The sequence below is a fragment of the Acidobacteriaceae bacterium genome, from assembly GCA_028283655.1.
GTDB lineage: Bacteria > Acidobacteriota > Terriglobia > Terriglobales > Acidobacteriaceae > Granulicella.
The window spans coordinates 63,025-87,086 of record JAPWKE010000002.1; the positions used below are offsets into that span (position 1 = coordinate 63,025).

At 57.5% G+C, this 24,062-nt stretch carries 19 protein-coding genes; 12 read left to right on the forward strand and 7 right to left on the reverse strand.

Going from position 1 to position 24,062, the window contains the following annotated elements; genetic code table 11:
* The first annotated feature begins 7 nt into the window (after positions 1 to 7).
* The 11 genes from cpaB (at position 8) to PW792_01935 (ending at position 9,739) form a co-directional block, all read left to right on the forward strand.
* Complete coding sequence (gene cpaB, locus PW792_01885; GenBank protein MDE1160676.1) at positions 8 to 826, forward strand: Flp pilus assembly protein CpaB; 819 nt, start codon at positions 8 to 10, stop codon at positions 824 to 826.
* On the forward strand, positions 826 to 2,319 hold the full coding sequence (locus PW792_01890; GenBank protein MDE1160677.1) for a type II and III secretion system protein family protein: 1,494 nt from the start codon (positions 826 to 828) through the stop codon (positions 2,317 to 2,319). The genes cpaB and PW792_01890 overlap by 1 nt, the downstream gene beginning before the upstream one ends.
* Positions 2,316 to 3,569 (forward strand): AAA family ATPase, encoded by a 1,254-nt coding sequence (locus PW792_01895; GenBank protein MDE1160678.1) that lies wholly within the window; start codon positions 2,316 to 2,318, stop codon positions 3,567 to 3,569. The genes PW792_01890 and PW792_01895 overlap by 4 nt, the downstream gene beginning before the upstream one ends.
* Positions 3,570 to 3,600: 31 nt before the next feature.
* Positions 3,601 to 3,981 carry a hypothetical protein gene (locus tag PW792_01900; GenBank protein MDE1160679.1) on the forward strand — a complete coding sequence of 127 codons (381 nt, stop codon included), beginning with the start codon at positions 3,601 to 3,603 and terminating at the stop codon, positions 3,979 to 3,981.
* Positions 3,982 to 4,009: 28 nt separating this feature from the next.
* The gene (locus PW792_01905) at positions 4,010 to 4,939 is read left to right on the forward strand and encodes a CpaF family protein (protein ID MDE1160680.1); all 930 of its coding nucleotides are present in this window, start codon (positions 4,010 to 4,012) and stop codon (positions 4,937 to 4,939) included.
* A gap of 8 nt (positions 4,940 to 4,947) precedes the next feature.
* Positions 4,948 to 5,916, forward strand: a complete 969-nt coding sequence (locus tag PW792_01910; protein ID MDE1160681.1) for a type II secretion system F family protein — start codon at positions 4,948 to 4,950, stop codon at positions 5,914 to 5,916.
* Entirely contained in the window at positions 5,913 to 6,827 is a 915-nt protein-coding gene (locus tag PW792_01915) for a type II secretion system F family protein (GenBank protein ID MDE1160682.1), read from the forward strand. Before PW792_01910 ends, PW792_01915 begins: the two co-directional genes overlap by 4 nt.
* Positions 6,828 to 7,006: 179 nt before the next feature.
* Positions 7,007 to 7,363, forward strand: coding sequence for a DUF192 domain-containing protein (locus PW792_01920; GenBank protein ID MDE1160683.1), 357 nt, complete (start codon positions 7,007 to 7,009; stop codon positions 7,361 to 7,363).
* A complete protein-coding gene (locus tag PW792_01925; protein MDE1160684.1) occupies positions 7,363 to 8,772 on the forward strand; it encodes a pilus assembly protein TadG-related protein in 1,410 nt (469 codons plus the stop codon). The genes PW792_01920 and PW792_01925 overlap by 1 nt, the downstream gene beginning before the upstream one ends.
* Positions 8,773 to 8,790: 18 nt before the next feature.
* Positions 8,791 to 9,243: a TadE/TadG family type IV pilus assembly protein gene (locus PW792_01930; GenBank protein ID MDE1160685.1), complete on the forward strand. Its 453-nt coding sequence runs from the start codon at positions 8,791 to 8,793 to the stop codon at positions 9,241 to 9,243.
* Complete coding sequence (locus tag PW792_01935; protein ID MDE1160686.1) at positions 9,230 to 9,739, forward strand: TadE/TadG family type IV pilus assembly protein; 510 nt, start codon at positions 9,230 to 9,232, stop codon at positions 9,737 to 9,739. The genes PW792_01930 and PW792_01935 overlap by 14 nt, the downstream gene beginning before the upstream one ends.
* A gap of 76 nt (positions 9,740 to 9,815) precedes the next feature.
* Here PW792_01935 and PW792_01940 read toward each other — a convergent pair whose 3' ends face one another.
* The 3 genes from PW792_01940 to PW792_01950 form a co-directional block, all read right to left on the reverse strand.
* Positions 9,816 to 11,117 (reverse strand): OmpA family protein, encoded by a 1,302-nt coding sequence (locus tag PW792_01940; protein ID MDE1160687.1) that lies wholly within the window; start codon positions 11,115 to 11,117, stop codon positions 9,816 to 9,818.
* Positions 11,118 to 11,165: 48 nt separating this feature from the next.
* A complete protein-coding gene (locus PW792_01945) occupies positions 11,166 to 15,659 on the reverse strand; it encodes a putative Ig domain-containing protein (protein MDE1160688.1) in 4,494 nt (1,497 codons plus the stop codon).
* 676 nt (positions 15,660 to 16,335) lie between these two features.
* Positions 16,336 to 17,562, reverse strand: coding sequence for an HD domain-containing protein (locus PW792_01950; protein ID MDE1160689.1), 1,227 nt, complete (start codon positions 17,560 to 17,562; stop codon positions 16,336 to 16,338).
* A gap of 399 nt (positions 17,563 to 17,961) precedes the next feature.
* Between PW792_01950 and PW792_01955 the strand changes: the two genes are divergently transcribed.
* Positions 17,962 to 18,198, forward strand: coding sequence for a toxin-antitoxin system HicB family antitoxin (locus PW792_01955; GenBank protein ID MDE1160690.1), 237 nt, complete (start codon positions 17,962 to 17,964; stop codon positions 18,196 to 18,198).
* Positions 18,199 to 18,428: 230 nt separating this feature from the next.
* On the opposite strand, the gene PW792_01960 is transcribed toward PW792_01955, so the two are convergent.
* The 4 genes from PW792_01960 to PW792_01975 all read right to left on the reverse strand — a co-directional run bounded on the left by PW792_01960 (position 18,429) and on the right by PW792_01975 (position 23,998).
* Positions 18,429 to 19,952 carry a sodium:solute symporter gene (locus PW792_01960; GenBank protein ID MDE1160691.1) on the reverse strand — a complete coding sequence of 508 codons (1,524 nt, stop codon included), beginning with the start codon at positions 19,950 to 19,952 and terminating at the stop codon, positions 18,429 to 18,431.
* Entirely contained in the window at positions 19,953 to 20,123 is a 171-nt protein-coding gene (locus tag PW792_01965; protein MDE1160692.1) for a DUF3311 domain-containing protein, read from the reverse strand.
* A gap of 107 nt (positions 20,124 to 20,230) precedes the next feature.
* The gene (locus PW792_01970) at positions 20,231 to 22,258 is read right to left on the reverse strand and encodes a hypothetical protein (protein MDE1160693.1); all 2,028 of its coding nucleotides are present in this window, start codon (positions 22,256 to 22,258) and stop codon (positions 20,231 to 20,233) included.
* A gap of 57 nt (positions 22,259 to 22,315) precedes the next feature.
* The gene (locus PW792_01975) at positions 22,316 to 23,998 is read right to left on the reverse strand and encodes a hypothetical protein (protein ID MDE1160694.1); all 1,683 of its coding nucleotides are present in this window, start codon (positions 23,996 to 23,998) and stop codon (positions 22,316 to 22,318) included.
* Between the last annotated feature and the right edge of the window lie 64 nt (positions 23,999 to 24,062).

Consider the following 24,062-nt stretch of genomic DNA (forward strand, 5'->3'; position numbering starts at 1 on the left):
ACGACGCTTGTTGCTTGCGCTTGTGATTGCGCTTGCCATCTCCGGATTATTTACGTTCTGGCTTAGCCACATGTTCGCGCGGTCTGCGCGACATGACGCAGGCAAGCTTCGCTATGTCGCTCCTATTCACCCGATGAACGCCGGCGATCTGATCGGAGCGGAAGATGTACACCTGGTTTCCTGGAGCGGAAGTGTTGCGCTGGCGGGGGCCTATACCAAGCCTGAGGATGTCACCGGCAAGATGCTGTTGTATCCGATCGCGGTAGGAGAACCTATCCTGGATCGCCACATCAGCACGGCAGGGGCAGGGCTCTCGGCTCATATTCCCGCAGGAATGCGTGCTCTCTCTCTGCGTTCGGATGAAGTGGTGGGTGTCGCTGGATATCTTCTGCCGGGAACGCGAGTCGATGTGCTCGTTACGCTTCGCCCAACGACGGTTAGCCAGGATCCTTTAACGTCCACAGTTCTGCAGGACGCCCAGGTACTGACCGCCGGGCAGAAGATGCAGCCCGACCCTGAAGGCAAAGCCACACGCGTGGATGTTGTCACATTACTGGTCTCTCCTCAGGATGCCGAGCGCGTCGTTCTGGCGAGCTCGCAGGGCACTCTTCACTTCGTTCTTCGCAATGGCCTGGATCGTGCGGTGGCTCCGGATAGTTCGGTTAGGCTCTCTTCGCTCGCACCTGATCTCAAACCGGCGGTGCAGACTCGCGCACCGTCTGAAGCTGCTCATGCCAAACCTGTGCGTGCGCCCCTGCCTCCGTCTCCGCCACGTTACAGCGTGCAGATGATTCGTGGTGATAAGCAGTCCGTGGAGACATTCTGATGACGCACCGTATCTCACTCTCCTTCGCTTCGGCCATGCTGGTTTTGGCCGGATCCCTCGCGGGCACTTCAACAGGTTTCGCCCAAAGTTCTTCTGCTCAACCGGAGCTTGTGAGCGGAGCGGCAGCTTCGACATCGTCTGCCGATGGTGCTGCAGCCTCGGGGTTTATCAGCGCGGAGTTCAGCGATGCGCCGATGCATCTGGTCGTTGGCCACTCCGCAACGGTCAGCTCAAAGCAGAGGCTGAGCAAGATCTATGTAACCGATCCGACCGTGCTCTATGCCTACACGGCGTCTCCTGGTGAGGTGCTGGTAACCGCAAAGCAGCCTGGTGTCAGCTCTCTTGTCGTCTGGGACGAAGATGGCGCGATGCGTTCCTATCTCTTCTCCTCAGATATCGATGTGTCCTCGCTGAAGAGAGCGTTGCATGATGCGATGCCGCGGGAAAATATTCAGGTCAACTGCACGCAGGACCACCTGGTTCTAACCGGTACGGTGAGCACGCATGCTTATTACGATGCAGCCGAGCGTTTAGCCGGGATGTACGCGAAGAGCGTTTCGAACGCTCTGGTCATCAGTTCGTCCGCGGTGCAGCAGGTGCGCCTGAAGGTACGCATTATCGAAGTGGACCGTTCCAAGCTGGAGCAGTTGGGCTTCAACCTTTTCAGCGCAGGCGGCAATACGCTGGCGCAGTCGAGCACGACGCAGTTTCCTTCGTCGTTGAGCGCGACAACGAACGGAGCCTCGAGTTCGAGCGGTGGCACGACGGCAACGGCAGGGAATAAGACGCTTACGATCAGCAACCCTTTGAACTTCCTGCTCTATAACGCTCAGTTGAATATCGGCGCCATGGTGCAGGATATGGAAACGCGGCAGGTGTTGCAGATTCTTGCAGAGCCAAACATCACGGCAATCAGCGGACAGAAGGCTAACTTCCTTGCCGGCGGCGAGTTTCCATTTCCTGTCGTTCAGGGAAGCACCGGCGGGTTGACTTCGATCAGTGTCCAGTTCCGCCCCTACGGCGTGAAGCTGGAGTTTACGCCCATCGTTAACGACGACGGCACGATTCAACTTACGGTTGCTCCTGAGGTGAGTGCGTTGGATTACACCAACGCTGTGCAGATCAGTGGTTACACCATTCCTGCCTTGTCGACGCGACGTGCAGAGACGCAAGTCGTCCTGCAGAACGGGCAGACGTTTGCTATCTCAGGATTGCTGGATAACCGAATGACGGATCAGCTGGGGCGGACGCCTGGGATTGCCAGCATTCCGATCCTTGGTGCGTTGTTCAAGTCGAAGTCCATCAACCATTCGCGGACCGAGTTGATTGTTCTGGTCACGCCGGAGACGATTGACCCGCTGCATCAAGCGGCTGTTCCCGCGTTGCCGAAGATGGCTGTTCCCGGGATCATGCCGGATGCATTTGATGCGGCATTGCCCAAGCAGAAAAAGGCGGAGCCTAAGCCAACAACAGAGGGAGTGCCGCAGCAATGAGCCGAAGCAATCAGGGTTTTCTCAACGTCATCGTTCTGACCGTAGGGACGGATATCTATACGACGGACTCTTTGATGAGAGTGGCCAAAAGCCGTGCGTGGATGGTCGAAACGTTCCATTCGGAAGAGTACTTGTCTGCACATAAACGCCCGTCGTTTGGGCCGCAGTTACAGGACGCAGACCGGTGCGTCGCATTCCTCGACTTCGAGCGTTCGCCGGAGGCTGCTGCCGAGACGGCTCGCTTTCTTACGGAAAGCTACGGTAATAAGGTGCTCGTTGTGGCGGTGGTCAGAACGCAGCTTCCTGCGCTGATCGTGAGCGCCATGCGCTCAGGCTGCAATGAACTGCTCACCGAACCGATTCAGCTTCCGGCTCTAGAGAGCATCTTTGACCAGATTGACCGTTTGTCTGCAGGGGAGTATCTGCCGCAGGCGCAGGAAGGCACTGTGCTTGCGATCGTTGGTGCCAAGGGTGGTGTTGGAAGTACGGCACTGGCGGTGCATCTCGCGACGTTTCTGGCTAAGCGCAGCGGCAAACGTACCCTGCTGATCGACAACCATACCTACGGTGGGCATGTGGCCGTCTACCTGGGAATTGATAGCAGTAACTACTTTGAAGAGGCTGTGCGGAATCTTTCTCGCATGGACAGCGAGCTGCTGAAACGCTTTGTGGTGCAGCATAGCAGCGGGCTTGAGGTGATGACGTCTCCCGATGTTTTTGATGCGGCGAGAATGATGGAGCCCGAAGCGGTCCGCCGGGCGTTTGAGTTTCTCCGTACGGAGTATGCGTACATCGTGGTCGATTGCTCGCGCGACGAACGTGCGATCAATCGTCCTGTATTTGCAGTCGCAAAGACGATTTATCCGGTGACGACGCCTGATGTTGCCGCAGCTCGTGACCTCTCACGATTTATCGATGAGCTTGCCGTGATGGACGATTGGGCGGATAAGACTCGTATTATTCTCAACCGCTCCAACTCTCCGCTGGCGATCCCTTCCGAGCAGATTGAACACGCCACGCGGCAACGTATTGCTGTGCGTGTACCCAATGGCTACCAGGAGTTGACGCGTGCGGCTAATCTGGGAGAGCCGCTCGATCCAAATAGCCACTCGGACTCTGCTGTGGCGCTGTCGCGCTGGGCGGACGAAGTCGCCGGAACCGTTTCGCGAAAGCCGAAGTCGGCGAAAGAGGGTAAGGTTTTGTCCGCATTACGCCATCCCTTTACGCCACACAGCTCGTTTGGTTTGTAACTGCAGTCGATAAGACGAATGGATCGTGACGATGATCGACACATTTCAGGAACGCATTGAATCGCCCCTCACGCCACGTGCGCGGACGATCCCGGACTCTGTAGAGCAGAAGATCAAGTCGGCAGTTCACAAAGAACTGATCAATCGTCTCGACCTTGAGCGGTTGAGCGAGTTCAGCGAGACGCGTGCTGGACAGCAGCAGCTCTTCAGCATTATCAGTCGGATCATGTCGGAGCAGAAGTTTCCGATTAGCAGTTCTGAACGCGACAAGCTTACCCAGGAGGTGGTGGACGAGGTCTTTGGGCTTGGCCCGCTGGAGCCGCTGCTCAATGATCCTACGATCAGCGACATCCTTGTGAATACGCACCGCTCCGTCTATGTAGAGCGTCGTGGTGTGCTCGAGCACACGTGACATTGTCTTCAAAGATAACCGACATCTGATGCACATTATCGACCGCATCGTTTCGGCTGTAGGACGGCGCGTTGATGAGTCCTCGCCGATGGTGGATGCTCGCCTGAGTGATGGCTCGCGCGTCAATGTGATCGTTCCTCCACTGGCGATTGATGGTCCTATTCTTTCAATTCGCCGATTTTCTTCCGGTCCGTTGCGCGCAGAAGACCTTCTTCGCTCGCAGATGCTGACACAACCCATGCTGGAGCTACTGCAGCGTGCGGTCGAAGCGCATTTGAACATCGTGGTTTCAGGTGGAACGGGCGCGGGTAAAACCACACTGCTCAACATGCTGTCCGGGTTCATCTCACCGCGTGAGCGCATTGTGACGATTGAGGACTCTGCCGAACTGCAACTGCGGCAGCAGCATGTCGTGCGGCTGGAAACGCGACCGCCCAATATGGAAGGGCAGAAGGCTGTTCGGCAGCGTGAGCTGGTAATCAACGCTTTGCGTATGCGACCCGACCGTATCGTACTTGGCGAGGTTCGTGGCGAAGAGACGCTCGACATGCTGCAGGCGATGAATACCGGTCATGATGGTTCGCTTACGACGATTCATGCCAATACGCCTCGCGATGCTCTCTCCCGCATGGAGACGATGGCATTGATGGGGGATGTGCGATTGCCTGATCGCGCGATCCGCGCACAGATCTCTTCGGCCGTTCATTTGATCGTGCAGGTCGCTCGCATGGGCGATGGTACCCGCCGTATCACGCACATCTCGGAGTTGACCGGGATACAGAGCGAGACGATCGGGATGAACGATCTCTTCCTCTTCGAGCGTCGAGGCATGGGGCCGCATGGCCGTGTGCTTGGCCGCTTTCATTCCACGGGCATCGTCCCGCGTTTCTTTGAGAAGCTGCAGGCTGCTGGCATTCCGTTGCCGGTTGGACTGCTCAACCATAGCGTGGAGGTCTAAGACTAGCCATGCTTCTTCTTGTTATCTCGTTCCTTCTGATCGCCACGCTTTGCTTCTCGATCGTCATGCTGGTTCTTCGGCCGTCGAAGACTGCGCTTGCGACCGATCGCAGGCTGCGTAAGCTTCTCGCCGCGCCGGATCCAGCGTCGCTGGGCAAGAGAGGCGCAAGCTCCTCGGCTTCGGGAGGCCCACTTGTCGATCTGCTGGAGGCCGCAGTCAGGGATACCTCCTTGCTTCGTCGTCTGGAGGTTCTTCTGTTGCGTGCACAGAGTTCGCAGCGCCCCGGAACGATCATTGCGGCGAGCATCGGATTGGGGCTGCTGGTGCTGGTGGTTGCCCTGGCACTCAATGCGCCGCTACTCTTTTCGCTCCTGATAGCAGCGGGTTCCATAGCTATTCCTGTCTTTGTTCTGCGCTTTCTCGGGCAGCGTCGTCTTGCAGCGTTTGATCTTGTCCTTGCGGACTGCATTGATATGTGTGCTCGCGCGTTGCGTGCCGGGCATTCACTCACTGGAGCCATTGGTATGGTCGCGGACGAGGCGCCGGAACCGGCTAAGACAGAGTTTGCCGAAATTTTTCGCAAGCAGAGTTACGGCCTCGGTCTTCGCGAGGCTCTTATGCAGGCGCTTGAGCGTATGCCTTCGGTAGATCTACAGGTTGTTGTTACCGGAATGCTGGTGCAGAAGGAAACCGGCGGAAACCTCGTGGAGTTGATGGAGAGGCTTTCAAGCCTCATCCGTGAACGAGCTCGCATTCAGCGTGAGGTTCGCACGCATACCGCGCAAGGGCGCATCACAGGATGGATTCTTTGCATGCTGCCGGTGGGTCTGCTGCTCATCATCAACATCATGAGCCCGGGATACTCCAAGCCACTGTTTGAAGAAGAAGGTGGCAAGAAGCTTCTTTATATCGGCATGGGATTGCTGGCTGCCGGTGGCTTTACGATTCGCCGCATCGTCAGGGGGATTGAAGTATGAGTTACGCACACTGGATCTCCTGCATTCTCGGTGGGCTCACCGTCTTCTTCGGGCTGGCGGTAGCTGGGTTGCTGTGGGCGACAAAATCTTCACGCGAGGCGGAACGTCTGGAGAAGGTGATCTCTCATGCCCGTCCCATTCCTGTAGCGCAGCAAACACCTAGAGAAAAGCTGGAAGCCTCTATCGCTCGCTTTGCGGCTAAGCTTCGTGGTCGTATGGGCCTGAAGCTTAGCACCAAGTCGCAGGAAGATCTTCTGGCAGGTGGCTATCGAACGCCGTACGCGGCGGACATCTTTTTCGCGTTGCAGTACCTTACCCCGCTGGTGGGTATCCTGATCGGCAGCGTAATCAGCCAGAACACGTTCTTTTGGATTCTTACTCTCGCTGCGGTTGGCTTTCTAGTTCCCAATATTTTTCTGAGCCTGGCTGTGCGCAGGCGCAAAGAGAAGATTGTGCGTGCGCTGCCGGACGCGATGGACTTGTTGGTTATCTGCGTGAATGCAGGTCTGGGGCTTGATCAGGCATTGCTTCGTGTCGGGGAAGAGCTTGCTGTCAGCCACCGGGACATCCAGCAGGAGTTTACGCGGGTGCATCTGGAGCAGCGTGCCGGGGTGCCTCGTCTTGAGGCGTGGAACCACCTTGCGCAGCGTGTGAAGGTGACGGAGATTACGACGTTCGTCAGCATGCTTCACCAGACCGAGCGGTTTGGTACACCGATTGTTCGTGCGCTTACGGAGTTTTCCGATGAGATTCGTTCGAAACGCAGGCAGCGTGCAGAAGAAGCTGCGGCGAAGACGAAGGTCAAAATTGTTATTCCCCTGGTCTTTTTCATTTTTCCCTGTCTCTTCATTGTCTTGTTAGCGCCGGCTCTTATGGACATCTCCAATGTCTTCAGCGGACTAACAAAATAACTTAGCCAAAGGCTCTCGCGGCCGATAACCTCTTTGCGTTTTCAGGAAAGGAATTTCTCCATGGATTCAGTTAGCCTTGTTCGTCTCGTTGCCGGTGTCCTGGCGGTTGTTGTTCTTGCGTTCATCGTCTATCGCCGCAGCCGCGCCCGCTAACGTCAATGTCCAGGCGTCTGTTTCGGGTGAGTCACCACATCTCGGGATCGACCGTCGCGCAGAGCGTTGAAGCTGCAGACACCTCGTGGACTCGTCTCCGCGGGTTGCTGGGGCGTCGTGGTCTTGATGTGGGAACCGGGCTTTGGATTCTTCCTAGCTCCGGAGTTCACACCATGGGCATGCGTTTTGCCATCGACGTGATCGGTCTTGATCGCAACCGTAAGGTGGTACGGCTGTGGAGTAATCTCAGGCCGTACCGCTTGACCCCAATCGTGTTGGGGATGCATAGCGCGTTAGAACTGCCCGTAGGGACGATCGAACGCGCTGGCGTTGAAGTTGGAAGTGTTCTTTCGTTGGAAGAAGTGGAAGCCCTTCAGGCCTGATGAGACGACTACGCGAAATCCGAGAAGAGGACGGCCAGATCATTTTGATCGCGGCCATAAGTCTTACTGTGATCATGCTCTTTCTCGGTCTCGCGATCGATATCGGGCACGTTCGTCTGGAGAAGCGGCGTTTGCAGGGGGCTGCCGATGCTGCAGCTCTCGCTGCTTCGATCGAAGGACGGGTATGCGCGGATACCTATAGCTGTAGCGCGATGAAGACCGCGGCGCAAAATGCTTTGGTGGAGAACGGCTACACCGGCAGCACGATCACAACTGGCTGCACGATCCCATCCTCCACTTCTCTAACCCTAACGCTGAACCAGCCTCCATGTCTTTCGGCCAGCGACCCTAACAAAGGGAAAACGAATTACGTAGAGACATTGGTTTCGGAATCGGTGCCGACGTACTTTGCCCGCTTTGCGGGCTTCAATAGCTTTCACATCAACGTACGCGCAGAGGCGGGGCGAGGTCTTGGTGGACCTTGTATCTATGCGCTCAACCCAAGTGCTGCTGGTGCGCTCAACTTTGTCATCGGTGTTGGCTTTACGTTCAAGTGCGGGATCGTTGTGGAGTCTTCGTCTGCCGCTGCAATTACATGCCTGGTCGGCCTGCTGATGTCGGCTCCTGACGTTCGAATTACAGGAGGCTCAGCCTCTCTTCTTTGCCTGCTGAACACGCCGGTGTCGACAGGTGTGCCTGTGCCGACGCCCGCTGATCCGCTGGCTTACCTTCCTGCGCCTCCCAGCGCGACAGATGGATGCGGGACGGGCAGTGGTGACCTTTGGAACGGCTCGGCTACGCCCGTCAATAAATTGCTTCTGCTGGGTGAAAAAGTCGTGTTCAATCCCGGAGTCTATTGCGGGGGGATCACTTTGACGGGCACCGTGTTGTCGAGTGTGGTGTTCAACCCAGGGATTTATGTGCTCCGAAATGGCAACTCTGTTGGTCTGCTCGGTATCCCCGGTCCAACAACCAGCGGCCTGGTGATCACGATCGGCCTGCTCTGCAGCATTCAAGGGAACGGAGTCATGTTTTACAACCAGGGGAACGCCGGCAGCTTCTCGCTGACCGGGCCTTCGCTGGCGCTGGGACTCGCGAACATTAACCTTACCGCGCCGACTAGCGGTGAGTATGGTGGCCTGCTCTTCTTTCAAGCTCACGGTGTCACGAATACAGGCACCTTTCTGGTGAGCGTCCTGCAGGGTGGCCAGATGAACGGCGGCGTTTACATGCCGGATGCGTTGGTGAGTTATGGCGTAAGCGTTCTGGCTACGGACCACAATTACAACTTCATCGTGGCGGACCGCATTCAGTTCACCGCTTCGGTGCTGGGCTCCTTTGGTAACGACTATTCGACGTTGCAGAACGGCTCCCCGCTCAACGGAGACACCTCTTTCCTTGTGCAATAACGTTCCGAGGTGATGACCATGACGATGCTCTCTCGACAGATCCTCCTCCGCGACTCGCAGGCGTCGACGCTGATTGAAACGGCGCTGACGCTCCCGTTGCTTGTACTTCTGTTGGTCATGGCCGTGGACCTTGGCAATGCTTTTAGCGCAGCGATTGCAACGAGCACGGCAGCTCAGGCCGGTGCGCTCTATGGCATTCAACACCCCACCGACATTACCGGTATGGTTGCGGCCGCAAGGCTTGAAGCGCCAGGTCTGGCAACACTGGCGCCCGTCGCTACCTATGGATGTGAGTGTTCCGATGGCTCTTCGGCAACGTCAGGATGTTCGTCGGTCCCATCCTGCACTTACAACTCGATGTATTACGTCGAGCTGGATACGACTTCGACCTACACGCCGCTGCTCCCTTATCCGGGTGTTACCAGCGTCTTCACGTTGCATGGAAAAGCGAGGATGCGTGCTGCCCGCTAATCAACAACAACGTTTACGCTTATCGCGCGAGTTTGCTGCGGAGAACTCTGGCAGCTCGATGGTTGAGTTTGCTGCCTCGGCCTCGGTCGTGTTGCTTCTATTGCTCGGAGTGATGGAGTGCTCGCGGGCCATGTATGTGCAGCACTTTGTCACCAACGCCGCGCGAGACGCCTCTCGCTACGCGATGGTGCGAGGCTCTTTCTGGAGTGGAACATCCTGCACCGGTGTGAGCACTCCCAGTTGCATGGCCTCAAGCGATAACGTCAGCAGCTATGTGGCAAGCACCGTTCCGCCAGGCATTAAGCCATCCCTTTTGACCGTGACGACAACCTGGCCAGGAACCGCTGCTTCAGGAGCGTGTGACACAACGGATGGAAGCAACAGCAGCGGATGCCTTGTGCGTGTGGATGTGACGTACAACTTCACTATCTTCCTTCCTTTGCCCGTTCGCAGCATTCAGTTCAAGAGCAGGTCGGTGACGACGATATCCCGTTAGAAGAAGATCTGCCGAAAAGGAGAATGGCCCTCCGCTTTATAAGCGGAGGGCCATTCTGTTTGTGTTGCCTGGTTGATTAGCGATGCATCTGGAAGGCAGCGCGGCGATTGCGGTGATAGCAGGTTTCCTTTGGCGTTGTGCAAACCTGCACGCCCTTGCCGTAGCTCACAACCTCGACGCGCTCGTCCTCGATGCCTGCTTGTATCAGCGCATCACGCACAGCGTTGGCACGCTTTACGCCCAGGGCGATGTTGTACTCGGTCGAGCCACGCTCATCGGAGTAGCCACCGATCAGAACACTCATCTTCGGGTGCTCCTTCAGATAGCTTGCGGCCATGGCGATGGAGGTGCTTGCTTCCGGCTTCAGGTCCCACTTGTCGTAGTCGAAGTACACGTCCTGCACATGCTCGTGGAAGTCACGCTCTGCATCCGTTGCGGGAGGCGGAGGAGGTGGCACAGGAGCAGGTGCAGCCTTCGGAGCTTCCATTACTCGGAAAGGCACTTCGCAGATCGCGTTCACTGAGTTATCGGTGAGCAACTGCGCATGGGCTGTGACGTGATAAACACCGGGAGCGAGCCCCGTTGTATCGACAGAGACGGCGTTGGAGTTCTTCGAGATGGTTCCGAGGTTAGAGGTCCACACCAACTCGGCATCATTGCCATCATCGGTATGGGTAATGGCGGTAACTTCGACCGTTTCGCCTGCCTGCACGTTCCGTAGATTGGCAGAGCAGGTGATGGCCAGCCTTCTCTTGGGTGTCACGACGGTCTGTCCACCGAGACGGCCAAAGTGGCCACCGAACTTGATGACCAATCCAGCACCAAGAAGGACTTGGTTCTGCGATCCGTTCACTGCGTTCGGTAGTGCTGTGTGGAGATACTGTACTTCGAACGGACGAAGTGCGAAGCGCCGCGTCAGTTCGTAGTCCATACCTCCGCCCATGGTTACGGCGAAGCTGTTCGCCGAGGTGGTGTACGAGGTGGCGGTGGGGAAGTAGGAGTCCATTGCATGGACTCCTCCAACCGTCACCTGGCCGAATTCACTAAAGCGGCTTTGACGAAGTGTTGCTCGTGGTCCGCCTGCGTATTCGAGCAGGGTCAGATTCTGCCCCAGGTTGCCGATCTGCTTTGCATGTACGCCGTTGAACTCTCCGACGAGGCTAAGCCAGTTGTTGACGCTCACGGAGGCGGAGAGAAAGCCGCCGTTGGCAAAGAACCCTTCGCTGTTGCCCGGGGGGGCGTTCGCATCCAGAACGCTGTACCCCAGGGCTACGGTTGCGCGGGGCACCCACGGTGTGGGTGACCCATTCGCTTTCTGGGCCTGTGCTGCCGTCAGGCCCGCGGTCATAAGAAGCAGAAGTGATGCCGTGCGTTTCATTGAAGTCCTTTCGACCAGTTCGTAGGGGAAGCGGGACCTCCCGCCGCGCTAGTAAAGCAGCGCGACGGAAGGTGACGTTGTCAGCGGGTTGGTGTCCAGGATGACGAACTGGCCATTTGCGAGCGGGTAGACCACCGTCGGATAGAGCGCTCCAGAGGGCGTCAGCAGGTAACGTCCGGCAGTAGCGTCATTGAGGGTGTATGTTCCCGTGCTCGTGGTTCCCAACTGAATGATGTTGAGGTTGCCGACTCCTACGTTCGTGTCGAGGTTGCTGGTTTCATTGCCTGCACCATCTGCTACGACTGTTCCGCTTGCGTTGATGCTCGCCAGCGAAGCCGCAGGCTGCGTGCCGTAGATGAACGTTCCCTTGAGGGTTGCGAGCGTATACGGTGCAGCTGCTTCCTTCGAGAGCAGACCGAGTCCGGCATATCCCGTTTCCAGGAAGTAGCCATTGTTCGGGCTGGTCAGGTAGGCAACGCGAGGTGCAGGGGGCTGAGCCGAAATTCCCAGCAGGCCGAGGAGGCCCGAGAGAAGGCTGCTCGGAACCGGATAGTTCAGAACAGCGCGGCCTGTTGTCCCAACCGTGTAGGCACTGTTCCCCGTGGAGGAGTAGGTGCCCAGCAGATCCTGCAGCAGAGGAACGTTGACGCCCAGGATCCCCGTGACTCCGTTAAGCAAGCCAGTCAAGCCAGCCTGATCGACGTAGGTCGTGTTCAAAGTTCCTGTTGCGTTTGCCGTTCCGCGGAAGACAGTGGCTGTCGACAGATTGAGCACGTTCTGAAGAATCGTGCCAACCAGTCCAGGGTTGGTGGGTGAGTTTTCGTAGCCGACGTAAGCGCCGGTCAGCGATGCGTTGCTGAAGGTGGTCGTCGTCTGTGCTGTCAGCGAGCCAGCCAGCAGGCTATAGCTGGAGTGCTTGTCCGTCGACATCACAAAGGCATGGGTTGCGTCGATCATGTACACCGCAAAGTCTGTGGGGTACGCGGACGACGGGATGGTTGGGTTCGACATCGACAGTTGCAGGCGGCCGCTACCGTCTGCGGTGCTTGCCGTACCGGTAACCGCTGCATTCGGATAGTTGGTCGTTGCGATGTTGGCGTCAGCCGTTCCGCTGAGGCTGCCGTTAGTGGTTACAGCGAACTGACCTACCGTTGCCAGAGGCCCGCCACCGAGGTTGACGGTGCAGGATACGAGGCAGGGTGTGTCGCCCGAGAGGCCGAAGGCAAAGCTGCCGTTCAGCGCCGTGGCGGTGGTCAGTGCAGTCTGAGCCTGGAACATACCCGAACCGCGAGTACCGACCAGACCGTTGCCGTCAGCTTCGATCAGCGTGCCGTTTCCGGACACCGTTGCCGGAGCCACCGGAGCCTTCACTGCGATCGCATACGTTATCGTGCCGGACACCGTACCGTCGGCGTTGAACGAAGAGATCGTCAACGAACCCTGGTAGCTGGAGTTCAGCGTGTAGGTGCCGTGCGTGCTCTGCGTCGTCACCGTTGTGGTGGTGGGGTTGGAGGACTGGTGGTTCGAGTCCTGCTCGCCCATGGTGATGATGCCCATGCCGTTAGCGGTGAAGCTACCGACCGTCGACTGCTGGTAAGCCAGTACGCCGAGAACAACATCGTCATAGCCCTGCATCAGGAACGCGTACGGTCCTGTCAGAGCGCCGTCATACGGTGTGACCGGATAGTTGACGTTCAGCGTGAGTTGCAGGCTGGCCGTTACGACCGGGTTTTCGCTGTCGGTTGCTGTCACCGTAAAGGTGGTGGAACCAACCGCCGTCGGCGTTCCGCTGACGACACCGGTGGTAGAACTCAGCGACAGACCTGCGGGCAGGCTGCCGGTTGTTACCGCGTAGGTGTAAGGAGCTGTGCCACCAGTTGCTGCCAGCGTCTGCGAGTAAGCCACGCCAAGCGTTGCGTCCACCAGAGAGCCGGTGAAGGTGAGAGCGGCCGGACCATTCACAGTCATCGTGATGGACGCATCCTTCGACGTTGTCGGCGAGGAGGAGTCGGTCACTGTGACGGTAAACATTGGCGAACCAGCTGTTGTCGGCGTTCCGCTGATCACGCAGTTGGTTCCCAGCGTGAGGCCGGCAGGCAGAGTGCCCGACTTGAGCACGCAGCTGTAGGGAGCCGTACCACCCGAGACCGGGATCGGTTCGCTGTAGATCACGCCGACTGTAGCTGTCGGAGGTTGACCCACCGTGAGCACGACCGGTGCTCCGGAGATCGTGATTGACATCGCCTTCGTTGCCGTCAGCGCAGGTGAGCTTGCATCGGTTGTTGTTGTGGTGAAGTTGACGGTGCCAGCCGTTGTCGGCGTACCGCTGACTACGCAGCCTGCACCGAACGTGAGTCCGGCCGGAAGCGCTCCAGTGGTTACCGAGCAGCTATAGGGGCTTGTGCCGCCTGTAATAGCCAGCGTCTGCTGATAGGCCACGTTGACGGTGCCATCCGGCAGAGTGCCCGAGGTGATCACCAGGTTGTTGGCCGCCGACACCTTGATGGTGTAGGTGCCGTTCGCGCTCGTGCTGTTTGCATCCGTTACCTTCGCGACAAAGGTGTACGTTCCTACCGTCGTCGGCGAGCCCGAAACCGCCCCGGTTGCCGAGAGCGTAAGGCCCGGAGGCAGCGTGCCCGACAGCAGCGTCCAGCTGTAGGGGCTTGTGCCACCCGATGCTGACACGCTGGCGGTGTAGGTGGTACCAACAGTACCGTCTGCGAGCGTTCCGCCGGCGTTTACGAGCTGCGTTGCTTCAATCAGCACGGTGTAGGTTGCGTTTGCGGTTACGTTGTTTGCATCCGTCACCTTCGCGACAAAGGTGTAGCTGCTTGCGGTGGTCGGTGTGCCTGTCAAAGCGCCGTTTGCGCCAAGCGTAAGGCCCGGAGGCAGTGTGCCTGAAACGAACGCCCAGGTATACGGTGTCGAGCCGCCGGTTGCCGTCACGCTTGCCGAGTAGGCTGTGCCTACCGTGCCGTTCGTGAGAGCGCCGCCAGCTGCTACCAGCGTCGCGTTCTGGATCAGTACGGTATAGGTTGCGTTTGCGGTCGCGCTATTTGCGTCCGTCACCTTTGCCATAAAGGTGTAGCTGCCCGCAGCGGTTGGCGTGCCCGTGAGCATGCCTGCGGGGGAGAACGTCAGACCCGAAGGCAACGTGCCGCCAACAACTGTCCAGCTGTAGGGTGTGGTGCCACCCGTAGCCGAAGTGCTTGCTGAGTAGGCTGTGCCAACCATGCCGTTGGTGAGAGCGCCGCCAGCTGCTACCAGCGTCGCGCTCTGGATCTGCACGGTGTAGGTTGCGGTAGCCGTCGCGCTGTTTGCATCGGTTACCTTGGCGACGAAGGTGTAGCTACCAACCGTGGTGGGGGTTCCAGCGAGAGCACCGCCTGCGCTAAGCGTGAGTCCCGGAGGTACTGTTCCCGAAACCAGCGACCAGGTGTACGGTGTTGCTCCGCCGGTAGCCGTTACGTTCGCGGTATAGGCGGTTCCAACAGTGCCGTTGGCGAGAGCTCCACCAGCCGCGACCAGCGTCGCGTTCTGGATCTGCACGGTATAGGTTGCGGTAGCCGTCGCGCTGTTTGCATCGGTTACCTTCGCGACGAAGGTGTAGCTTCCAGCGGTGGTTGGGGTTCCAGCGAGAGCGCCACCTGCGCTGAGCGTGAGTCCCGGAGGTATAGTTCCCGAAACCAGCGACCAGCTATAAGGTGTTGTGCCACCGGTAGCGGACACGCTCGCGGTATAGGCGGTTGCGACGGTTCCGTTGGGCAGCGCGCCGCCAGCCGCGACGAGTGTCGCTGCGCTGATAGTGATGCTCTGCGTGCTGCTGATGGAGTAGGGCACATCACTCTGGTCGCTTGCGCGGAGCACAAACGTGTAATTGCCGACAGTTGTCGGCGTGCCGGAGAGGAGTGCTGTAGCTGCATTGAACGTCAGCCCGGGAGGCAGCGTTCCTGAAGCGAGACTCAGGGTTACAGCGCCTGTACCCCCGGTGGTCGTGAGTGCGGCAGAATAGGCCGTTCCGACCTTGCCGGTTGCCGGCACGGTTGGGATCACCACCGCCGGATTGACCGTAATTGCTGCCTGAAGCTTATTGTTGGTACCCGCGATCTGCGCGTTCACGGTGACATGAATGGGAGCAGCGAGGCTTGCGGGAGCAACATACACTGCGGAATTAGAGGAGACCGAAAGCGAACCACAGCTCGAGCCGCAGTCGCCGCTCAGGGACCACTGCATGGGCAGGCTGCCGGTGACGACGGCTTGCAGCGTCGCAGACTGACCGGCGTCGATGGTGTGGGCTGAACTGGTCAGCGAGGTAAGGCCCATGCCTGGGTATCCGCCTCCGCAGCCGCACATAACAAGCGTAAGCAGCAAGAACGCGAGGCTGCAGCTTAGCTTGGCGTAATAACGCCTGCCATGCAGCAGCATCTCTTCCAGGCCCTTCAAGTCGTTCGGTGCGAACGACGTGTCTATCTTCCGATGACTCGCAGCTGCACGGGGCAGATTTGCGAGCGGCGTATGACGCGTTGCCTCAAAATGAGTCATTGTTGGTTCTCCTGAAAAACCTGAAAGTTACTTGTGCAGAGTGAAATCAGTTACAAAGGACAAGTGACTTGGAGGCCAAATATAAGTCACCAATGAGCTCATTTTTCGCCTGAAAACGAATAAACAGGCGTCGTGATATCGCCCCTGATATCCCTCCTCTGCGGAAGACGTCAAAAGCACCAACGAGCGCCACGCGGTTCATCAAAAGCCGTATTTTGACGATGATCGGAAGGGGTTTGGGCTATGCTGGCAAGCCGTGGACTGATGCCGCAAAAGTTGTATGGAGCAGAACTCGTCGCCAAGAGAGACTTTTCACGCAACCCTGGTTGAGAGCTATTAGGCTTCTAAAAAATAAAACATGATTGGAATATCTCCCATGCTGAGCAATAACAAGAGATCGCCAAGTTTTCCTCTTCGTCTTTCCCCAAGCGCACTGCAACTGGCTCGGACCGCTGCAGAAGCAGAAGGCCTCTCTCTTAACCATTTCGTCTCGATCGCTGTCACGGAGAAGCTGAGCCGGTTGGAACGTATGACCTGGATCAAGCGCCAGGCAGCCATGCAGCGTGAGACGGTGGGCCTCGCTCGCGTTATGCGTCCTTAGGAAACGAGAATGGGTTCAGGTGATATCACCTGAACCCATTTCTTTGTTTCGAATCGCCTGACTATCTGCGGAACACTACGCGACCAGAGATAAAGCTTCTGGAGAGCGCAGCATCGCTATGCAACTTACATCGAGCTTATCCGGAGCCATTTCGCTGATGAGTTGTAACACCTCATCGGCGGTGTGCTTGCTTCGATAGGCTCGTCCGGCTGCGAGCGCCTCTGCGACCTCTGCCACTGCAAGGATTCTGGCGAGCAGACTGATCGATTCTCCGCGTAGTCCGAACGGCTGACCTGAGCCATCCAGGCGTTCACGATGCATGGCCGCAGTGGATGCGACTTCTTCGAAGCCCGGTATAGACGATAGTAGGTCGAGCGTCAGTAATGGTGCTCGGTTGATCGTCTCTTTTTCCTCTTCTGTCAGCAGTTCGGCCTTATCCAGCACCTCAGGCTCAACGGTAAGATTGCCGAGATCGTGCAGCAGGGCAGCCCGATGCACTGCTGTGGTCTGCCACTCGTTGAGTCCCATGTCTTTTGCAAGGTGCGCCGCCAGCTTTGCCACAGCCGTTGAGTGGCGCATCATATGTTGCGAACGCGTATCGATGACTTCCGCGAAGACCTCGCACAAGCGATCAATCGAGTGCGTTTCGCCATCTTCTGCGTTTGGTTCCAGGGCCGTGACGACAGCGGTAAGATCCCCTTCGCGAAGCGGCTTCCATGTCTCTTCCGAGTGGAACGTCAACATGGCTGCAGCAACCAGGCCGGGATCAAACAGACCTTTGCAGCGCCGATACAGCAGGTCGAGCGTTACTTTGCTGCCATAGGCCTCGTGCAGGAGCTCAAGCGTCTGGGCGAGCTTCACAATCTGCGCCAGAACGGCGATCGTTTCATTGCGAGACGAGGGAGTGCCGCCACCGTTCCACTTTATGTCCATGTATCCGATCGCGTCTGCGGTATCGTGGGACAGCCCCATATCCATCACTCGCTGTGAGCCGAGCACGCGCCTGCGACGCCGGATTGCTTCCCCATGCAGCCGGTTGGACACGAACTTTTCCAGAAGCTGTTTGACGCCTGAGAACGTAGGCTGCTGCCGTAGTAGTGTGAGCGCGGCAGGAAGTACGCGGCGGCGAGGCAGAACAGCAGAGCCTTCGGTCCACAGTAGTGTTGCTTCGGCATCAGCCTCAGCCAGAAACTGCAGACCTGTTTCCTGCTCGCCCGTGGTGCCAATGTCTTTGAAGAGTAGCGCATAGAAGAGGCTGCGGAAGTCTTCAGGCCTCAGGCCCGCGCGTCGGCCTATCTTCATCCCGAGAATGCAGGCTCGAAGGGTATGTCCTTCAAGTCGGCCAGTAGCTTTATCCAGCGCAATGGACAGGCCGCAAGCGGTAGCGGCGAACGAGGGTTCTGTAGAGGACGGCCGAAACTTAGGCCGAAAACGCCGAATATTGGAAGGCATAGACGCTCCGATGTACAAGCATGCGATAATTCGGAGCTAAAGAATCGTCCCAATCCAGAGCACTGATACATTTTCATGCGTTTTGATATCAGTTATGCAACCGCACTTATTCTTTCCTCCATTTCCGCTGCGAAAGCCCGCTATGCTTGTCTCCCTAAGGGGACAGTTGCTTGATGCATCGCGCTTGCTCAAGTGCAGGCAGCTGTTTTCCGATGAACTACGGGTGAACCTCAAGGAGGGTTCCGCTTCATGAATTCGGAAGACGCTCGTCACAAAAGCTTTCCTTTGCGCCTCCCTCCGTCCTTGCGCCAGCAATCGACCGAACTCGCGCGGAATGAGGGTATTTCGCTCAATCACTTCATCAGCCTTGCCATCGCGGAGAAGGTGAGCCGAATGCACATCAGCGACGAAGGCGTACGGGAACAGGCGCGTCCAGCACTTGCTTTGGTCGCTCGTAAACCCGTCACAGAGAACCCGGGGGCATGATCGTTCTGGCACGCGTACTCTTCGCTCCGGAGCGCTTAGAACGCCTCCAGCTAGGGACTCTGCTTCCCTGAGGCTGCTTCGTCGGCGCAAGAGTTATCCCCTCTGCTAGTTAGCGGAGGGGATAACTTTTGCGGTTCAGGTTGAGTTACAAAAATTAGAATTTTCTAAGAAAGCATATCTTTCGATCTAAGACGCCTCCGCGATGTTTGAAAACGAGGTGCGATCGTCCTCTAGTTATATTCTTCCGGCTGAGTTGCGTCCGGTAGCCTTGCGACCTTCGCAGCATCGAGCAGAAGGGTCATTAGCGTCGTCAGGATCAGATTGACGCCCAGGGCGATTACGCCAATGTACATGGGCACGATATGGTTGCCGAATGCGATGGGATAGATGGCGCTCTGGAAGTGCAATTTCGCCAGAAGCCACAGAGAGAATCCCATACTGACGACCCAGCCGCCCAGCAACGCCCCATGATGAAATAGCCGCTTCCAGAGGCCGAAGACAATGGCTGGCAGTGTTTGGAGAATCAGAACGCCGCCGATCAACTGAAGGTTGATTGCATACTGCATGGGCACGAAGAGCACAAAGAGTAATGCGCCGGCGTTCACTGCAAGGGAGGAGTACTTCGCAATCTGCGCCTGGCTGGAGGGTGAAGCGTCTGGGCGGAGGTACTCTTTGTAGATATTTCTGCTGAAGAGGTTGGCGGCAGCGATGGACATGATCGCCGCAGGGACTAAGGCTGCGACTGCAATTGCGGCGAAGGCGAAGCCCAGAAACCACCGCGGAAAGACGAGGCTGAACAGAGCTGGAACGAGATCTTTTGCGGAATGCAGATGCAGACCTGCGGCTGCTCCTACGATTCCCAGCAGAGCCACCAGCCCAAGCAGGAAGGTATAGGCGGGGAGCAGAACCGCGTTGCGGCGAATGACGTCAGAGCTGCCGGAGGCGAGCACGCTTGTGACGGTGTGGGGATACATGAAGGCTGCGAGCGCGGAGCCAAGTGCAAGTGTGGCGTAAGCGCTGAAGCCTGCAGGCATAAGGATGACGGAGCCTGTGCCTGTGCGGGCAAAGTGATCAGCAGCGTGCGCAAAGATCGTGTGATAGCCACCGAAGTGACGCGGTAGAAGGAAGACGGCTGCGAGCACAACGATGTAGATCATCGTGTCTTTTGCAAACGCGATGGAGGCTGGTGCACGCAGCCCTGCGGTATAGGTAAACGTTGCGACGCAGGCGAATGCAAGGATGATTGGCATGGCGCGCAGCAGGGCCGTGCTGCCGGTGAATCCCATTTGCGCCAGAACCACTTCAATGCCGGTAAGTTGCAGTGCGATGTAGGGCATGAGCGCGATAACGCCTGTGGCGGCGACGGCAGTCGCCAGCCAGCGGCTGCCGTAACGAACGCGTACAAAGTCTGCGGGGGTAACGAGCCCATGCGCGCGGCTCACGCTCCAGAGTCGAGGCATGGTCGCGAAGACGAACGGGTACACGATGATGGTGTACGGCAGCGCGAAAAATCCTGCCGCTCCTGTGGCAAAGACCAGCGCTGGCACGGCAATGATGGTGTATGCCGTGTAGAAGTCGCCTCCCACAAGAAACCACGTCACCAGAGTTCCGAATTGTCGTCCGCCCAGCCCCCACTCTTCCAGTGCTCCGTGGCCGGTAGAGTGCCACCGCGACGCGAGTATCCCGGAGGCGCCGACCAGGAGCAGCACGAGAAGAAAGACTCCCAGAACAATCCCATTTCCATGTGTCAGCATTTAGCGGGTGCTCCGGGTGTGGAGATACACCGCGCCTGTCAATGCTGCGCTTCCAACGATCCAGGCGAACTGGTAGGCGTAAAAGAACGGCAGGCCAAAGATCTCGGGAGTGGCCTTTGCATAGAACGGTGGCCAGAGCAGCCCTGCAAACGGTGCAAGCAGAAGTGCCATGTGATACCAGCGAAGCGGTTTGGAGCGTTTCTCGGATCGTTGTTCTGGAGGATTCATGTTGCTAGTCATTCTCTATCTTGCGGATTTCTTTTGTCGCTTCAAAAGTGTTAAGGGCGAACACCTAAATGACCGCCGTTGGTGGCAACATTCATGGGTGTGATGACGGGAGCAGCCGCGCCAACCAGAAAGAGGAGGCTTGACGTGGAGCCGGTGCCAACCCAGAGGTTGCCGGAAGGATCGATGGCAAGGCCATGCGGGTAGGGCAGCGATCCTTTGCCGTAACAGACCGGCGAGAGCAGATTGCCTGTGCTGTCCAGCTGGCTGATGCAGCCCGTTGCCGACGTTGTGGAGTAATTGGCTACCCATACCGTGTTGAGTCCATCGATTGCGACAAAGGCGGGTGCGTTCAGCTGTCCGCCACCGTTGAAGGGACTTCCCGGTGCATTGGCTCCTGTGTTATCCAGCTCTGTGATCGTGCTGGAACCATAGTTTGCAATCCATGCGTTGCTTGAGGAATCGAACGCCAGAGCAAAGGGTGCACTGATGCTGCTGCCGCTATAGGGACTGCCGGAGACGGCTGTGCCTGTCGAGGTCAGGCGTGCGATCGTATTAGAGATACGATTCGCGGCCCAGAACTCACCGGCATGGTTGATCGAAAGGCCGTAGGGCTGGCTGGTTGTCGTAATCCCGCCGACATCGATAGGACCATTTGTCAGCGTCCCATCCGAGGCAAACACATTCAGGCCACCGGTACCACTTGCTTGCGCCAGCGCCCAAATGCTTCCTGCGGCATCGATTGCAATGCCGCGTGGCGTTGAGCTTGTGGACAGGCTGCCTCCGGTAAAGGGTCCCGTTGCGATTCCTGTGCTGGAAATCTTCGAGATTCCACCTTTGCCACTGGCCGCGTTTGTCACCCATGCGTTGTCGCTGGCGTCGATGGCTATGCCGTACGCGCCAGCAATGCCGCCTCCGGTAAAACCTGTTGTGCCGGAGAGAAATGCTCCTGTGGGACTGATCTTCGTTACGGCGGAGGAGGTGCTGGCGTTGTTGGCTGCCCAGATATTGCCTTGGGAGTCGGCTGCGAGCTGGTCGGGGTAGTTCAGTCCTCCACCTGTCACTTTCACCAGCAGATTCCAGTCATTTGGTGCAGTGCTTAGAGCGGTCGGAAAGGGCGCAATCGCCGCTGACTGGTTGAAGATGGCGCCTACATTGTTTCCCGGGTTATGGGCAATATTCAAGATTGCCTGAGCCGTATCGGAAGGCGTACTGCCAGTACTCGACTTTGCCAGCGCAAACAGTGTTGAGCACGCCGTACTTGTCGAAGGGTCGGAGTTCACGCAGTTCGCGAGTACGTTCGCCAGCGTATTGATGGTGGTGCTTGGAATGGTCAGGTTTGAAGGTAATCCTGCAAAATTGCCGCCTGCAACGGGTTGGCCAGAGCCCGGTGAGGTCCCGGTGGTGAAGTTCACCAGGTTATTTATCATGCCAAACGCGTTCGTCAATCCCAGGGCATTTCCCGGCAACGTTCCTGAAGGGCTGCTGTAGCCAAGGTTTGTGGGCGAGGTCATGAACTGTGCCAGAGCATACGCTGCTGCAACGGTGGTGACTTCGTTAACGTTTACGTTGATGGCGGCGGCGTTGTCTCTTAGAAAGGAGCAGGACCCGAGCGCAGACATCAGGCTGATGTTCGGGTTAGTCGTACCTGCTGCAAGTCCTGGATTTCCTCCCTGCGCCAGCAGGTAAACATACTGTCCTGCGGTGCAGTTGTAATCGCCCGTAAGGTTGAACGTGCCCGAGCCGTCCGTAGTTACATAGCCGTTGTTGTTTGTATCGAGCGTTACGTTCGTTGTGCCGCGGTTCGCAGCCGAAGCGATAGGGTCAAGCAGCGAGACGGAAGCGGCTCCGTAACCCGAAGTGCTGGCGGCATAAAGATAAACGGCCGCTCCAGTGACGGGTTGTTGCCCCCCGTACAGTTTTCCTGTAATCGAGATACTGCCGGCAGTCTCCGGTGAAGAAACGGTGTGCATGCCGGCACCGCAGCCTGCGAGAGCGATAAGAGAAATTCCGAGGGCAACGAGTGTGCCGGTCGTCCGTAGTGTCAGTGTTCTTACAAAGTGCTTTTGAAGCAGAGTCATTGTGGGCTCCATACATTTCTGGCAAAGAGGAAAGTCGTTGGTCGATGAGTGCCCGGTTTAGGGCGCGATGCGGATGTAATCTGCTTCGAGATCGAAGTCTGTGCTGGCGGCGTTCTTATTGCTTACGACGAGGTCGATTGTCTTGGCACCCTTGGACATCGTTCCGGTGTAGACGTTGTACGTCTGGTAACCCGTTGCGGAGCTATAAGTGTCATAGGTGCTGCCAAGCGAAGTGCTGTTAACCTTCACTGCAAATATCCCGTTCGTTGGCCCCGTCTTCATGCGTACGGAGAGCGTGTAGGTTCCGGTTTCCGGGATGTATACGCTATAGGTCAGCTTTGAGTCGGTCGCCGCAGCTGTCAGTTTGGTTCCACGCCCTCCGGAGAGAGCTGGATCGGTCGTCTCGGTCTCCGTTACCGTGCTGCCAGCTGCCGGGCTATAGTGGTTTTCCGCCTCGTAGATGTATCTATAGTCAGTGAGGCTACTGGACATGATGCTTTGGAAGTAATTCCAGGTCTGCGTGTAATTCGTGGTCGTTGAGCCTGCGTCCTGAGGCCGAATCAGCCAGACTCCGTCGTAATACTGGTTGGGTGAGGTACCAACGAGGCCATTGGAGTACAGCTCCCAGAACACGACCCACCGAGCGCCCCAACGCAGGGCGTACTCCACCTGCTGGCCCGTCACGACACGCGCTTTTGCGGAAGTATCGTCACTCCAGTTATTCCCTCCAGAGTAAAACTGCGATTCCGGGGTGCTGAACTCGCCGATATAGACGTTCTTCGAGCCATACAGTGCCGAATCCGTACGCTTGTTCTGGATGTACGCCAGCATCCCGTACAGGTTGTACTCGCTGCCTGGAGTGTCGGCTGAATAGCAGGAGCAGGAGTAGAGGTCCATGGAGATATTCGGGATAACGAGGTCCACAATGTGCGGATAGTTCCAGGTCCGCGCAAACCCGGTAATGGCGTTCATCTCAGCCGCTGCCGCCACGGTGACGTTGGTCGAGTTTGATTCGCTTCGGGCTTCGGAGACACCATCCTGCCGCAACTGTAGCCAGAGGATCATGTTGCGTACGGCGATGCAGTAGTCCGTATTGGTTCCGGCGGGGCAGGTTTCGGTAGACGAAGGCGCCGGGCTGAACGCTGAGGGGTTCAGGTTGTTATCGCCCTCCCAGTGTTGCAGAACGAAGGTCTTGCCCGTGTTGTTATAGGTCGAAAGCAGAGAGGCGGCGAGGGTCTTGAACTCGTTCTTCACGCAGGCCTGCAATGTGGTGTTTGTCGCAAAGCTGGCGCTCTTCCAATCCGTGGCTGTCCAGGCTCCTTTGCTGGTCGTCTGGCAAAACTCGTTCGCTTCCAGAATGTAGGTGTTGAAGTTCGAGTCCGCAAAGGTATTTGCGTACGGCGTGGAGTTGGCCAGATCTTTCATGGAGTTGATCGTTCCCCAGTTTGTGGTGTGGGGGTAGGCTGTGGCATAGGCGCTTGTGAACCAGAGCTTGATTACATGCGTCCCCAACCCCGTGCCGAACTCCGTCGATGTAGCCGCGAGCCTGTGTCGACCCTCGTCCATCAGCGACTCGGAGGTGTTGTATTGGTAGAGCGACGTTGTGTTGGTCACACCTATCTGGTCCGCAAGGGTGGACGGGGCCTGCTGGGAGACAGCCGTCGTGGGCTGAACAATACTTGCGCCACAGCCGGCTAGAAGCACAGCGGTGAAGAGGCTCGAAATGCGGAGGCTTGCCATGAGGTACCTCATTTGCGTAGGGAATGATCCTGGGTTTTCCGCCGGAGGGCTATGCGTTCGAACG

What these genes read in the sequence shown, in the direction of transcription:
- PW792_01890 (MDE1160677.1), top strand. Translation starts at nt 826, where the DNA reads ATGACGCACCGTATCTCACTCTCCTTCGCTTCGGCCATGCTGGTTTTG.
- PW792_01895 (MDE1160678.1), top strand. Translation starts at nt 2,316, where the DNA reads ATGAGCCGAAGCAATCAGGGTTTTCTCAACGTCATCGTTCTGACCGTA.
- PW792_01900 (MDE1160679.1), top strand. Translation starts at nt 3,601, where the DNA reads ATGATCGACACATTTCAGGAACGCATTGAATCGCCCCTCACGCCACGT.
- PW792_01905 (MDE1160680.1), top strand. Translation starts at nt 4,010, where the DNA reads ATGCACATTATCGACCGCATCGTTTCGGCTGTAGGACGGCGCGTTGAT.
- PW792_01910 (MDE1160681.1), top strand. Translation starts at nt 4,948, where the DNA reads ATGCTTCTTCTTGTTATCTCGTTCCTTCTGATCGCCACGCTTTGCTTC.
- PW792_01915 (MDE1160682.1), top strand. Translation starts at nt 5,913, where the DNA reads ATGAGTTACGCACACTGGATCTCCTGCATTCTCGGTGGGCTCACCGTC.
- PW792_01925 (MDE1160684.1), top strand. Translation starts at nt 7,363, where the DNA reads ATGAGACGACTACGCGAAATCCGAGAAGAGGACGGCCAGATCATTTTG.
- PW792_01930 (MDE1160685.1), top strand. Translation starts at nt 8,791, where the DNA reads ATGACGATGCTCTCTCGACAGATCCTCCTCCGCGACTCGCAGGCGTCG.
- PW792_01940 (MDE1160687.1), bottom strand. Translation starts at nt 11,117, where the DNA reads ATGAAACGCACGGCATCACTTCTGCTTCTTATGACCGCGGGCCTGACG.
- PW792_01945 (MDE1160688.1), bottom strand. Translation starts at nt 15,659, where the DNA reads ATGACTCATTTTGAGGCAACGCGTCATACGCCGCTCGCAAATCTGCCC.
- PW792_01950 (MDE1160689.1), bottom strand. Translation starts at nt 17,562, where the DNA reads ATGAAGATAGGCCGACGCGCGGGCCTGAGGCCTGAAGACTTCCGCAGC.
- PW792_01955 (MDE1160690.1), top strand. Translation starts at nt 17,962, where the DNA reads ATGAATTCGGAAGACGCTCGTCACAAAAGCTTTCCTTTGCGCCTCCCT.
- PW792_01960 (MDE1160691.1), bottom strand. Translation starts at nt 19,952, where the DNA reads ATGCTGACACATGGAAATGGGATTGTTCTGGGAGTCTTTCTTCTCGTG.
- PW792_01965 (MDE1160692.1), bottom strand. Translation starts at nt 20,123, where the DNA reads ATGGCACTTCTGCTTGCACCGTTTGCAGGGCTGCTCTGGCCACCGTTC.
- PW792_01970 (MDE1160693.1), bottom strand. Translation starts at nt 22,258, where the DNA reads ATGACTCTGCTTCAAAAGCACTTTGTAAGAACACTGACACTACGGACG.
- PW792_01975 (MDE1160694.1), bottom strand. Translation starts at nt 23,998, where the DNA reads ATGGCAAGCCTCCGCATTTCGAGCCTCTTCACCGCTGTGCTTCTAGCC.